General features: G+C 66.0%; 11 protein-coding genes and 1 tRNA gene. 4 read left to right on the top strand and 8 right to left on the bottom strand.

Annotated features, from left to right (window positions below; genetic code table 11):
* Nucleotides 1–53: 53 nt before the first annotated feature.
* The 6 genes from AL3_RS03345 to AL3_RS03320 all read right to left on the bottom strand — a co-directional run bounded on the left by AL3_RS03345 (nt 54) and on the right by AL3_RS03320 (nt 8,099).
* Nucleotides 54–695: a dihydrofolate reductase family protein gene (locus tag AL3_RS03345; RefSeq protein WP_066296577.1), complete on the bottom strand. Its 642-nt coding sequence runs from the start codon at nt 693–695 to the stop codon at nt 54–56.
* 194 nt (nt 696–889) lie between these two features.
* Nucleotides 890–966, bottom strand: a tRNA-Pro gene (locus AL3_RS03340).
* 105 nt (nt 967–1,071) lie between these two features.
* The gene (locus tag AL3_RS03335; protein ID WP_066297083.1) at nt 1,072–2,901 is read right to left on the bottom strand and encodes an ABC transporter ATP-binding protein; all 1,830 of its coding nucleotides are present in this window, start codon (nt 2,899–2,901) and stop codon (nt 1,072–1,074) included.
* 32 nt (nt 2,902–2,933) lie between these two features.
* On the bottom strand, nt 2,934–4,754 hold the full coding sequence (locus AL3_RS03330) for an ABC transporter ATP-binding protein (RefSeq protein WP_066296573.1): 1,821 nt from the start codon (nt 4,752–4,754) through the stop codon (nt 2,934–2,936).
* Nucleotides 4,755–4,899: 145 nt separating this feature from the next.
* Entirely contained in the window at nt 4,900–5,838 is a 939-nt protein-coding gene (locus AL3_RS03325) for a metallophosphoesterase (RefSeq protein WP_066296571.1), read from the bottom strand.
* Nucleotides 5,839–5,840: 2 nt separating this feature from the next.
* Entirely contained in the window at nt 5,841–8,099 is a 2,259-nt protein-coding gene (locus AL3_RS03320; protein ID WP_066296569.1) for a transglycosylase domain-containing protein, read from the bottom strand.
* Between the two features lie 37 nt (nt 8,100–8,136).
* On the opposite strand from AL3_RS03320, the gene sp36 reads away from it, so the two are divergent.
* From sp36 to AL3_RS03310, 3 genes are read left to right on the top strand one after another with little or no spacing between them, the layout of a single operon-like run.
* Nucleotides 8,137–8,292 (top strand): Sp36 family protein, encoded by a 156-nt coding sequence (gene sp36, locus AL3_RS18300; protein WP_151723881.1) that lies wholly within the window; start codon nt 8,137–8,139, stop codon nt 8,290–8,292.
* On the top strand, nt 8,292–8,774 hold the full coding sequence (locus AL3_RS03315) for a RidA family protein (protein WP_066296567.1): 483 nt from the start codon (nt 8,292–8,294) through the stop codon (nt 8,772–8,774). Before sp36 ends, AL3_RS03315 begins: the two co-directional genes overlap by 1 nt.
* Nucleotides 8,767–9,678 (top strand): NUDIX hydrolase, encoded by a 912-nt coding sequence (locus AL3_RS03310; protein ID WP_066296565.1) that lies wholly within the window; start codon nt 8,767–8,769, stop codon nt 9,676–9,678. Before AL3_RS03315 ends, AL3_RS03310 begins: the two co-directional genes overlap by 8 nt.
* Nucleotides 9,679–9,748: 70 nt before the next feature.
* Here AL3_RS03310 and AL3_RS03305 read toward each other — a convergent pair whose 3' ends face one another.
* Nucleotides 9,749–10,426 carry a Crp/Fnr family transcriptional regulator gene (locus AL3_RS03305; protein WP_055239104.1) on the bottom strand — a complete coding sequence of 226 codons (678 nt, stop codon included), beginning with the start codon at nt 10,424–10,426 and terminating at the stop codon, nt 9,749–9,751.
* Between the two features lie 220 nt (nt 10,427–10,646).
* Between AL3_RS03305 and AL3_RS03300 the strand changes: the two genes are divergently transcribed.
* Nucleotides 10,647–11,828, top strand: coding sequence for a MarP family serine protease (locus tag AL3_RS03300; RefSeq protein WP_066296563.1), 1,182 nt, complete (start codon nt 10,647–10,649; stop codon nt 11,826–11,828).
* A 25-nt stretch (nt 11,829–11,853) separates the two neighbouring features.
* Here the strand turns inward: AL3_RS03300 and aroQ are convergent, their stop codons facing one another.
* Nucleotides 11,854–12,318: a type II 3-dehydroquinate dehydratase gene (gene aroQ / locus AL3_RS03295; RefSeq protein ID WP_066296561.1), complete on the bottom strand. Its 465-nt coding sequence runs from the start codon at nt 12,316–12,318 to the stop codon at nt 11,854–11,856.
* Nucleotides 12,319–12,323: the final 5 nt, after the last annotated feature.

The raw sequence follows: 12,323 nt of genomic DNA, 5'->3' as shown, positions 1-12,323 counted from the left end.
CTGCCCACGGCCCCGGGATTTCCCGGGGCCGTTTTGCGTCTCGGCCCTGCGTCTCACCCCCGGAACGTCAGGTGGATCGTCCCGCTCTCCGCTGTTTCCGCACTGACGTCGTAGGCGTCTTCGAGGCCGCGGAGACCTTCCCACAGGTTGATGCCGCGCCCCAGCAGGATAGGGGCGATGCCTACGTGCAGCTGGTCGACCAGCCCGGCTTCCAGGAACGACTTAACCACCGTCGGGCCACCGCCGACCCGGATGTCCTTGCCCCCGGCAGTTTCCGTGGCCAGTTCCAGGGCTTCCTCGGGGGAGGCGGTGAGGAACTCGAACCTGGTTCCGTTAGCCATTTCGACCGGCGGGCGCGGCGTATGGGTCAGAACGTAGACCGGGACCCGGAACGGCGGCTCGTCGCCCCACCAGCCCTGCCAATCCGGATCGTCAGGGAAGTTGTGCAGGCCAAACATGCCAGCTCCCATAATTTCCGACCCGATCTGATCAAAGTAGGCCTGGGCGTACTTGTCGTCCACACCTGTGGTCCCTTCACCGCCGGTCTCAAGCAGTACCCGCTCCCGGAAGGTCCGGGTCGCGGCATACGGGCCAACGAGCCGGCCCCAATCCTGCCCGAATGGATTCTCCGGGGTCTGGTCTGTGGTGGTGGCGTATCCGTCGAGGGAGATGTTGAGGTCAACACGAACAGCCATGGGGGGCTCCTGGGGGGCTAGGCAGAAAGTGAACCTGAGCTTACCGCCGGGACAGGATGATGCAAGGGCATCAGGATCAGTGGCCGGAACGGAGCCGTATTCCGCATTCTTTGCCGGTGGGTTTGCCCTCGAGGGTGACCTAGCAGAAGGCAACAAAAAAGGACCCGCTGAAAACAGCGGGTCCTTCATTGTTTTGGTCGGGGTGACAGGATTTGAACCTGCGACCTCGTCGTCCCGAACGACGCGCGCTACCAAGCTGCGCCACACCCCGTAACCACTGCCGGTGGAAGGTTTCCCTCCCGGCCAAGCAACTTTACAAGTGTACTCGACAACCTGCGGGAGCGCGAAATTCAGCTCCTGGGGGAGGCGAAACACACTAGACGAGCGAATCCTGCCAGGCAGCGTTCAATGCTGCGAACCGTCCGGTACCGCTGGTCAGATCCTTCGGGGTGCCGTCCTCAACGACCTCGCCGTCCGCCATCACCAGCACGCGGTCGGCGATCTCCACCGTGGAAAGCCGGTGCGCGATGATCAGCGCGGTCCGGTTGCCCAGGAGGGTTTTCAGGCCCTGCTGCACCAGCCGTTCGCTGGGGATGTCCAGCGACGAGGTTGCCTCATCCAGGATCAGCACCGCCGGGTCGGCCAGGAACGCGCGGGCAAAGCTGATCAGCTGGCGCTGCCCGGCGGAGACCCGGCCGCCGCGCTTGTTCACATCGGTCTGGTACCCCTCGGGAAGCAATCCGATGAACTCGTGGGCTCCGACCGCCCGGGCCGCCGCCTCAATCTCCTCCTGCGAGGCCCCGGGTTTGCCCAGGGCAATATTCTCTGCCACCGAGCCGCTGAACAGGAACGCCTCCTGGGTCACCATCACGACGGCGCGGCGCAGGTCCCGCTGGGTCAGGTCCCGTAGGTCCACCCCGTCCAGCAGCACGGCACCGGAGGACGGGTCATAGAAGCGGGCGATCAGCTTGGCCAGGGTCGACTTGCCGGCGCCGGTCTGGCCCACCAGGGCCACCGTCTGCCCGGCAGGAATGTGCAGGTCCATCCGCGGCAGGACCACCGGGCCGTCGCCGTAACGGAACTCCACGCCGTCGAACCTTATGTCTCCACTGGCCTCCGGGAGGGACACCGGGTGTTTCGGCGGCCGCACAGTGGGAATCTCTTCGAGCAGACCGGACACCTTCTCCAGTGCGGCGGAGGCCGACTGGAAGGAGTTGTAGAACATGGCCATCTGGTCCACCGGCTGGAAGAAGCGCTTGGTGTACAGCAGCAGTGCCAGCAGCGCGCCGACTTCCATGCCGCCGTCGAGCACCCGGTAACCGCCCACCAGCAGTACCAGAGCCACCGTGGCGTTGCCGATCAGGATCAGTCCAGGCTGGAAAACGCCGTTGAGGTTGATGGAGCGCAGCGTGGCCCGGCGGTAATCCTCGGCCAGCTCGTCATTTTTCTCTGCGTTGACCTTCTCGCGGCGGAAGGCCTTCACGGCCCGGATGCCGGTCATGGTTTCGATGAAGTGCACGATCAGCCGGGCAGAGGTGACCCGGGAAGCGCGGTAGGCGATCTGGGAGCGCTTCTGGTACCAGCGTGTGAGCAGGTACATCGGTACAAAGGCGACACAAAGCAGGACTCCGGTGCGCCAGTCCAGGGCGAAGATACTGATTGCCACGAAGAGCATGTACATCGCCCCGGACGCCAGTGAGCTGATTCCGGAATCAAGCAGTTCCCGCAGTGCCTCCAGGTCAGAGGTCTGCCGCGAAATGATCCGCCCGGAGGTGTACCTTTCGTGGAATTCCAGACTGAGCCGCTGGGTGTGCCGGAAGACCCGCAGGCGCAGATCCAGCAGCATCGCCTGGCTTAGCTGCGCCGTCGACCGGACGTAGCCCGCGGTCAGGGCGGCGGCCAGCACCGCCGCGAGCAGGTACGCGCCGCCGGAGAGCAGCAGCGGAACCGAGCTCCCGCTGCGCAGGGCCGGGAGGGCATGGTCGATGCCGTAGGCGATGATCGCCGGGCCGGCCACGCGGGCGGCCTGGGAAATGACCACCAGGACGATGGTGAGGATAAAGCGGCCGCGGTTGGGGAGCAGCAGGGAACGGAGCAGGGCCAGTGAACGACGGCGGACGGCTTGGTTCTCCGCCCGGTCCAGGTTGAGGTTGTCCTCGCCCGCGGTTCCGGTGGCTGCCGCCGGGCTGCCGTTCTCCCCGGGCAGGGGAGCGCCGCCGCGGCGGATGCTGAACCGGCTCACAGGACCACCTCGTCTTCGTCACCGGATTCCAGCTGGCTGTCCAGGTCCTGCGGGGTGGCGGGCAGGCTGGCGATGACATGCCGGTAATGCTCGTTTGCCGCCAGCAGTTCGGCGTGGCTTCCCACGGCCGTGATCCGTCCGCTTTCCAGCAGTGCCACCCGGTCGGCGAGGCTCACCGTTGAGGGCCGGTGCGCCACCACCAGCGTGGTGGTCTCGGCCAGGACTTCGCGCAGCCGGTGTTCCACCAGTTCCTCGGTGCGCACGTCCAGGGCGGAAAGTGGATCGTCCATGATCAGGACGCTGGGCCGCGCGGCGATGGCCCGGGCCAGGGCGATCCGCTGGCGCTGACCGCCGGAGAGGCTGAGGCCTTCCTCGCCGATCAGCGTGTCAGTACCGTCGGGAAGCGAATAGACGAACTGGGCCTGCGCCACGTCGAGGGCTTCGCGCAGCAGGAGCTCCGCCTCGGCGCCGGTACCGGGATCTGCACCGAGCAGGACGTTGTCCCGGACCGAGCTGGAAAACAGGGTGGTGTCCTCGAACGCGACGGCCACAATGGAGCGCAGCTCTTCCAAAGCGTAGTCGCGGAGGTCGATGCCGTCGATCCGGATATTCCCGCCGGTCACGTCGTACAGCCGGGGCACCAGCTGCAGCAGGGTGGACTTGCCGCTGCCGGTGATCCCAACCAGCGCCATGGTTTCGCCGGCGCGCAGGTCCAGGGTGACACCGTCGAGCACATCCGGCCGATCTCCGTCCGCATCCGGGTAGGCGAAATGGACATCCTCGAACGCCAGATGGCCGTGTACCTGCTGCGGCCGGCGGGGCTGCGCCGGATCAGCGATGGTGCGCCGGGCGTCCATGACCTCGAAGTGCCGGTCGATCGCGGTTTTCGCGGTAAGGGTCATGGAAAGCAGTGGCCCCATGGATTCGACCGGACCGGCGACGACGGCGGCGGTGGCGAAGAACGCGACCAGGGCGCCGATGCTTAGCTCCCCGGCGTTGACCAGCAGGATGCCCCAGACCAGGGACACGGCCAATGCGGCTTCCGGCAGCAGGGTGACCACCAGGGAAAACTTCGCCAGGGAGTTCGCCTTGAAGACCTCGGTCTGGCGCAGGCCCTGGGCCTGTTCCTCGAACGCGTCCAGCGCTTCCGTACTGCGGCCGAAGGCCTTGAGCACGCGGATGCCGTGGACCGATTCCTCCACGGTGGTAGCCAGGTCTCCGGCCTGGTCCTGGCTCTGCCGGGAGACCCGGCCGTAAAAGCGCCGGAACCGGAAGCCGTAGACGATGATCGGGACGGCAGCCAGCAGGAACACCAGCGCCAGCTGCCAGCTGGTGAAGAACATGATGGTGATGCCGATGACCACGGTCAGGGCGGTGACGATCAGCATCATCGCGCCGAAAGCCATCCAGCGGCGGATCAGGTTCAAGTCGCTCATCGCCCGGGAAAGCAGCTGGCCCGAGCCCCAGCGGTCGTGGAAAGCTACCGAGAGGTCCTGCAGATGCCGGTAGAACGAGGTGCGCAGCCCGGTCTCCACAGTGGTGGCCGGGGCGATGGCGAACTGCCGCCGCAGGGCCATAAACGCCGCTTCCAGGATGCCGAGCAGCAGGACGATGCCGGTGGCCCACCACAGTGCGGAAGACGGGGCCTCGGGCTGCAGATAGGAATTCACCAGGATCCGCAGCACCTGCGGGATGGCCAGAGCGACGATGCTGGCACCCACGGCACAGAGGAAACCAAGGAACAGGCGCGGAAGAATCGGTTTGATGTGCGGGTACAGACGCCCCAGGGACTGCCACAAAGTTGTCTGCGGGGGCATGGATCCTCTTCGTGCCGGGCTGGCCGCACGGTGGGTGCGGACCGCGTTACCGCTCAATCGTAGGCCACGGGACCCGCGGGGCAGAACGGCGTCAGCCAGAAACGGCCCGCGGATTCCGGGGCAGCACCTCGGCCGGCCGGGGCTGTTATCCGGCTGGGGGAGTGAGCGTGAGGAGCACGGCCTCGGGCCGGCATGCGAAACGAACCGGCGCGAACCGGGAGGTACCGATGCCCGCAGAAACGTTCAACGGAACGCTCCGCCCGTTGTGCTCCCAATCAGTGAGGCCCTTGGCCCGCCAGGTCGGCAGGTCGCAGTTGCTGACCAGCGCGCCGTAGCCCGGGATGCAGACCTGCCCGCCGTGGGTGTGCCCGGCGAGAATGAGTTTGGCGCCCCCGTCGGTGAAGTAATCCAGCACCCGCTGGTAGGGGGCATGGGCGACACCGATCCGCAGGTGCCGGGCATTGCCCGAGGACGCGCTCCCGGCCGGGAAGCCAGCGTAGCGGTCGCGCTTCAGATGGGGATCGTCGACGCCGGAGAAATCCAGCCGGAGTCCGCCCAGGACCATGGACTGGTTCCGGTTGGTCAGGTCTATCCATCCTGCGTTGCCGAAGGCGGAAAACATCTGCCCGTAGGGGAGTTTCCGGGGTTCTTTGCGCAGCTTGGACGGCGAGGTGAAGTACGTGAACGGGTTCTTCAGCACCGGGGCGTAGTAGTCGTTGGAGCCCGGAACAAACACGCCCGGAAACCGCATCAGCGGCTTCAGCGACTCCAGCAGCGGCGAAATCGCCTCCAGATGGCTGAGATTGTCCCCGGTGTTGACCACCAGATCCGGCTCAAGGTCCGCGAGCGAGCGCAGCCAGCGGGTCTTGCGGGCCTGCCCCGGCACGTAGTGGATGTCGGAAAGATGCAGGACCCGCAGGGGTTTGCTGCCCGGCGGAAGCACAGCGACAGTCTCGGTGCGGATGCCGAAGAGGTTCCGCTCAATGAGCGAACCGTAGGCGAAAGCCCCGGCGCCGGCAGCGGCCACGCTGCCGGCGGCCCAGGCCGCTGTCTTAAGCGCCGGGAAGGCGTTCCGGGTCGTCAAGGCTAGTCGTTGTCCTGGTCGTTGCCGTTGTTTCCCGAATTGTTGTTGTTGCCCGAGTTGCCGTTATTGCCGCCGTTGTTGTTGCCCGTGCCGGAATTGCTGGGCGCGGGGGTGGAGCGCGGCGGTGCCGGTGTCTGGCCGATGACGCTGGCCGGCGGGTTGGTGAACGGATTGGCTTCGTACTGTCCGGCCACGCGCTGGATGAAGTTCTTCCAGGAGGGACCGGCGATCAGTGAACCGTCGACCTCAGGATAGATCCGTCCGCCGATCAGCTTGTCCGACATGGTGGTGTTGTTGGCTTTCCAGTTGCCGATCCAGGTGGCGGTGGACAGCCCGGTGCTGTACCCCATGAACCAGGTCTGGGACCGGAAGTCGTTGGTGCCGGTCTTCCCTGCCGTCGGCACGCCGACCTGCAGGTTGATGCCGGAGCCGTTGGTCATCACGCGTTGGGTTGCCATGTTGACACCCTGCGCAACTTCCTTCTTCATCACCTGTTCGCAGTCCTGTTCCGGCACCGGAAGATCGGTTCCTTCCGGAGTCTTCACGGAGACCAGGGCCCGCGGCTCGCACTTCAGGCCCTCGGCCGCGAAAGTCGCGAAACCGGTGGCCATGGACAGCGGCGAAGCGTCGCCGCCGCCACCGAAGGTGGACGGCGGATCAACCGAGAGCATTTCCCGTTCGCCGGAGGCGCCCTTGCCGTTGTGCACCCCGGCGGCGAAGGCGATCTCCTGGAACTTGCAGAGATCCAGTTCCCGGGCCTCGGCCAGCGTGATCGTGTTGAAGGAGTTGGCCAGGCCGTCGATCACCGTGGTGTTTTTGTAGTTGGTGTCGCCGTAGTTGATCGGCGTCCAGGGCTCAGTGCTGACATAGGCACCGCCGTAGCAGCTGGCATTCCAGCGGGTCCCGGCGGGGTAGGTGCGCTTGCTGCCGTTGAGCGTGGTGTTCAGCGTCTTGCCGGCGTCGAGCCACGCGGCGACGGTGAACGGTTTGTAGGTTGAGCCGGGCTGGAACCCGCCCAGGCCGTTGAGGTACTTGTTTGGATCGCCGTCCTGGTACGCGTCCACGTTGAAGTTCTGCACGGAGTTTCCGTCGGCCAGCTCAGGCGTGAACCGGGTGTTCTGTGCCATCACCTTGATGGCGCCGGTGCCCGGCTCGACGCTGACCATGGAGTGGCCGATCTCCGCGTCGGTGGTGTCCGGGTTAGCGGTCTCGTTGATCGCGGTCTGTGCCGCGTTCTGCAGGACCGGGTCCAGCGTGGTGTTGATGCTCAGGCCGCCGCGGTACAGCAGCTTGTTCCGGTCGTCGTAGGTGGCGCCGTAGCGCTCGTCGTTGAGCACCAGCTGCTTGACGTAGTCACAGAAGTAGGGTGCCTGCTCGGCGCCGACACAGCCGTTGAGGACCGGGGTCAGGTTCAGTTCCAGGCCGGTGGCAACCGCGGCGTCGTGCTCCTCCTGCGTGATGCGGCCCTTATCCAGCATGGCGTTCAGCACCAGGTTCCGGCGCTCCAGCGAACGCTCCGGATTCAGCTCCGGACTGTAGTACGTGGGGCCATTGACGACGCCGGCCAGCAGCGCGGACTGGGCGATGCTCAGGTCCTTGGCATCCACGTTGAAGAAGTACTTCGACGCCGCCTGGACGCCGAACGTGGTTCCGCTGAACGGGACGATGTTGAAGTAGCCCTCAAGGATCTCGTCCTTGCTCAGTTCTTTTTCGACGGCGATGGCCAGCTTGATTTCGCGCAGCTTGTCGCCGACAGTCTTCTGCCCGCTGAAGACGACCTCGCCGCCCTCCTGCATGTTGGTATCGATGATCACGTTGTTCACGTACTGCTGGGTGATCGTCGAGGCACCGCGGGTCCGGTCGGAGGTGACGTTGGAGATGACGGCGCTGAAGATGCCCTGCAGGTCCACGCCGCCGTGCTCGTAGTACCGGTCATCTTCAATCGCGAGCATCGCGTCCACCATGTGGGGCGAGACCTCATCGAGGGTGACCGGCTGGCGGTTCTCCTCATAAAGCGTCGCGATCAGCGAACCGTCATTGGCATAGATCTTGGAGGGCTGTGCCAGGGCACCGCGCTGCAGCTCAGACGGCAGCTGGTCGAAGAACTGCAGCGAACCGGAGGCAGCCGTGCCGGCAGCAGCAGCTGCAGGAACCAGCAGTCCGGCGGCGAGAACGCCGCACAGCGTGCTCACACCAAAAAAAGCGACAATTTTGCCCAGCGTGGTAGCCGTGTCAAAAAAAGGAGATTTGCGAGCTGCCATGCCGATCAGTCTACAAGCACACGCTAGTCTTTGGATCATGAGCAAATGGGAATACTTCATCACACCGCTGCCCCTCCATACTCCGGGCGCGGTCCTGAACATGCACGGCGAAGAAGGCTGGGAGCTCGTGCAGATCACCCCGGCCCCCAACGGCACCGGTGCCGTGGCCTACATGAAGCGGGAGAAAGCCTGATGAGCGCCGGACCGGAGGCTGTTTCCGCCGTCGAGCGCCGCCTGGCCGAACTGGGCCTGACACTCCCCGGCGTGGCGGCACCTGTCGCTGCCTACGTTCCGGCTGTTGTGACTGGAAACCATGTCTACACCTCGGGCCAGCTGCCGTTCATTGACGGTGCGCTGCCCGCATCCGGCAAGGTCGGCGCGGAAGTCTCCGCCGAGGACGCGAAAGCGTATGCAGCCCGCTGCGCCGTGAACGCCCTTGCCGCGATCAAGGCACAAATCGGCGACCTTGACCGGGTGACCCGGATCGTCAAGGTTGTTGGTTTTGTGGCATCGGACCCGTCCTTTACCGGACAGCCCGGCGTCATTAACGGTGCCTCCGAACTGTTCGCCCAGGTCTTCGGCGAGGCTGGCAGCCATGCCCGTTCCGCCGTCGGCGTTGCCGTACTTCCGCTGGATGCACCGGTGGAAGTGGAAGTGATCGCTGAATTTGCCTAGTTTTCCCACCCGCTACTTCCAGCTGCCTCCGTGGCAGGAGGCAGCAGCTGAAAGCTGGTTCGAACGCGGCGAAACCGCCCCGCGCAAACCGCGGCCGGCGTCGTCGGTACTGCTGCTGCGCGACTCCCGCGAGGGCGCGGAAACGTTCCTGCGGTACCGCGGCGGCGAGTCACCGCTGGGGAAGATAGCGTTCCCCGGCGGCAGCCTGGAACCCGCCGACGACGATCCCGTGGCCTGGTACGGTCCGTCACCCTCGGACTGGGCCAAGGCCCTGGGCATGGATGATCCGCAGCAGGCCAGGCGGCATGTGGTGGCGGCGATCCGCGAGCTGTTCGAAGAGACCGGGGTGCTGCTGGCCGGACCGGATTCGTCCACGCTGCTGGAGAGCAACCGCGGGCCGGACTGGATGGCGGCACGCGTTGGTATTGCCGCCGGGGAGAAGTCCTTCCCGGAGCTCCTTTCCCGCCGCGGGCTGGGACTGCGCACCGACCTGCTGCGGGCGCTTTCCAACTGGCGGACGGCTGACTTTGCGCTTCGCCGCTTTGATACCCGCTACTTCGCCGCCGTCCAGCCCATCGGACAGGAGACCTCCCTGCTCGAGGGCAAGGGTGTGTGGGGCCAGTGGTGCGTTGCGGCCCGTGAAGCGGAGCGGCAGAACACCACCGGACTCGGCGACGAGGTCGGCCAGCCGGATACCGTCGGTTTGACGCTGGAACAGCTCACCGTTCCGGCGGTGCTGCTGATGATCGAGAAGCTGGCGAAGGCCCGCGGCTGCATCGCCTACCTGGCGCACCGCCGGCCCACCGCCGTGTACCAGCCGGAACTGGTCGAAGCAGACGGGAAGTACGTCCTGCAGGTTACCGGCACCGATACGGCCGAAGGCTCCGGCCAGCGCGGACGCTGAGCATCCGGACAGCAAAACGGCACCGTTTCCCTCCGGGGAAGCGGTGCCGTTCTGGTCTGCGGTACGGGGCTTAGCGCGAGCGCTGGCGCAGCCGCTGGACATCCAGGATGACGACGGCGCGGGCTTCGAGCCGCAGCCAGCCGCGCTGGACGAACTCCGCCAGAGCCTTGTTCACGGTCTCCCGTGAGGCGCCAACCAGCTGCGCCAGCTCTTCCTGGGTCAGTTCGTGGGCCACCAGGATGCCGTCGGTCGCCGGGCGGCCGAAGCGGTCGGCAAGGTCCAGCAGGGCCTTGGCAACGCGGCCCGGAACATCCGAGAAGACCAGGTCGGCCAAGGACTCGTTGGTGCGCCGCAGCCGGCGGGCCAGAGCCTGCAGCAGCTGGACGGACACCTCGGGGCGGGTCTCGATCAGGGCACGCAGGTTCTCGTGCCGCAGCCCGGCCAGCCGGGTCTCCGACACAGCGGTGGCCGTGGCGGTCCGGGGGCTGGGGTCAAACAGGGCCATTTCGCCAAACAGCTCGCCCGGGCCGAGAATAGCCAGCAGGTTCTCGCGGCCGTCCGGGGCTGAACGCCCCAGCTTGATCTTTCCGGACACGATGAAATACAGCTGGTCACCCTGATCGCCCTCGCGGAAGACAGAGGCTCCGCGCGAAAGATCGACCTCGGTGAGCTCGTCGGTCAGAGCGGCGAAGACGTCGTCTCCCAATGAGGCGAACAAAGGCGCACGGCGCAATACCTCGATATCCATGAAATCTCCTGTAAATAGTTGTCGCTTGTACTATCTTGCCGCACCGAACGTCCATGTGACACCCGTAATAGCGTTGTTCGCCCTCGGATGATAAAAAGCCCAACGGCGTTGTGGCCCGGGCAACACCGCCGTGGAATCGTCAGCGCTGCCCGCTAGACTCGTGGATCAAGGGGCTCAGCCTGGCAGCCGCACGCGTCATTACATCCTATTGGAGCTCTTTGTGCTCGGACTCACCGTTCTGGACATCATCCTGCTGCTTGCCCTGGTTTTCTACCTTGTCTCCGGCCTGCGCAACGGACTGGCCGTAACTCTTGGCGGCATCGTCGGCTTCGTCGCCGGTGCCGCGGCTGCCTTCTTTGCCATTCCGCTCGTCTCCGGCTGGGTACCGGACGAAGGCTGGCGGCTGGCAGCGGTGATAGCAACCGCCGTCGTGCTGGTCCTGGTGGGCCACGCGGCCGGCGCGGCACTGGGCGCAGGAGTCCGCCGCTGGTTTAACTTCGCACCGCTGCGCGCCCTGGACCGGATCCTGGGCGGGGCACTGAACGTGCTGGTGGCGGCGCTGGTGATGTCCATGCTGGCGTTCAGCATCGGCACGCTGGGCATGCCGTTCCTGTCGCAGCAGATCGCATCCTCCAGGGTCCTGACCGCGATTGAGTCGGTGACGCCAACCCCGGTCAAGACCTGGGCCGCGCAGATCCGTTCCTTTACGCTCGCGGAAGGCCTGCCCCGGATTTTCGACGGCGCTGCCCCGCAGGCAGCGGAGATCCCGGCCGAAGGCATCAGCTCCGAGGCGCTGACTGCCGCCTCCGGCTCGGTCCTGAAAATCACCGGCACGGCGTTCCAGTGCGGGCAGAACCAGACAGGCTCCGGCTTCGTCATCGCCGAGGACCGGGTGGTCACCAACGCGCATGTGGTCGCCGGGGTCAGCGAACCGGTGGTCCAGGTGCCCGGCGGCGGCGTCCGCCCGGGGAAGGTGGTGCACTTCGACCCGGCGCGGGACCTGGCAGTGATTGCGGTGGAGAACCTCGGCGCAGATCCGCTCCGGCTCGGAGAGGAACTTCCCACCGGAACCACGGCTGCCTTCGCGGGGTATCCGGCCGGCGGCCCGTTCCGGCTGCAGCCGGCCATGGTCCAGAACCTGGGCGACGTCTCGGTCCGCAGCATCTACGGCACCTCACCGGAGATCCTGGAGGTGTACACCCTGGCGGCAAACGTGCAGCAGGGCAACTCCGGGGGACCGCTGCTGGACATCGACGGACGGGTTGCCGGCGTGATCTTCGCCAAGACCACCAGCGACCAGCCGATCGGCTACGCGCTGTCCCTGGCCGAGTTGGGCCCGATCGCCGAAGCGGCGCCGGACTACGTGAGCCCGGTGTCGCCCGGCGAATGCATCAGCGAGTAGCTGCGGGCGGCTGCCGCAGGGATTGTTACTGCTCTGCCTTGGCGTCCAGCGACTCGGCGAGGTACTCCACGGCCATGCGGTAGCCGGCAATTCCAGCGCCGCAGATCACGACCTCCGCCACCGCGGAGACAAACGAGTGGTGGCGGAACTCTTCCCGCTGGTGGATGTTGCTCAAATGCACTTCCACGACGGGCAGCCCCACACCGGACAGTGCGTCCCGCAGCGCCACTGACGTATGGCTGTAGGCGGCGGGGTTGATGACGATGGCGTCCGCGAGTCCCGGCGCACCGTGGATCGCATCGAGCAGGTCGCCCTCGTGGTTGGACTGGATGCAGTCCACGGTCCAGCCGTGCGCCTGGGCGGCGGCGACGGCCGCGGCTTCGACGTCGTCCAGGGTGCCGGTGCCGTAGACGGCGGGCTCGCGGGTGCCCAGCAGGTTCAGGTTCGGGCCGTTCAGGACCAGGAGGTTGCGGGTGCGTTCGGTAGTCATGGGAT

The organism is Arthrobacter luteolus NBRC 107841, from assembly GCF_001552075.1.
GTDB classification, from domain to species: domain Bacteria; phylum Actinomycetota; class Actinomycetes; order Actinomycetales; family Micrococcaceae; genus Arthrobacter_B; species Arthrobacter_B luteolus.
Note: the sequence above shows the minus strand (reverse complement) of the source record. Positions and strands in the feature narration are given on the sequence as shown.

Bases quoted from the DNA above. Each gene is read 5' to 3' on its own strand.
- AL3_RS03345 (WP_066296577.1), bottom strand. From the start codon at position 695: ATGGCTGTTCGTGTTGACCTCAACATCTCCCTCGACGGATACGCCACC.
- AL3_RS03330 (WP_066296573.1), bottom strand. From the start codon at position 4,754: ATGCCCCCGCAGACAACTTTGTGGCAGTCCCTGGGGCGTCTGTACCCG.
- AL3_RS03320 (WP_066296569.1), bottom strand. From the start codon at position 8,099: ATGGCAGCTCGCAAATCTCCTTTTTTTGACACGGCTACCACGCTGGGC.
- sp36 (WP_151723881.1), top strand. From the start codon at position 8,137: ATGAGCAAATGGGAATACTTCATCACACCGCTGCCCCTCCATACTCCG.
- AL3_RS03315 (WP_066296567.1), top strand. From the start codon at position 8,292: ATGAGCGCCGGACCGGAGGCTGTTTCCGCCGTCGAGCGCCGCCTGGCC.
- AL3_RS03305 (WP_055239104.1), bottom strand. From the start codon at position 10,426: ATGGATATCGAGGTATTGCGCCGTGCGCCTTTGTTCGCCTCATTGGGA.
- aroQ (WP_066296561.1), bottom strand. From the start codon at position 12,318: ATGACTACCGAACGCACCCGCAACCTCCTGGTCCTGAACGGCCCGAAC.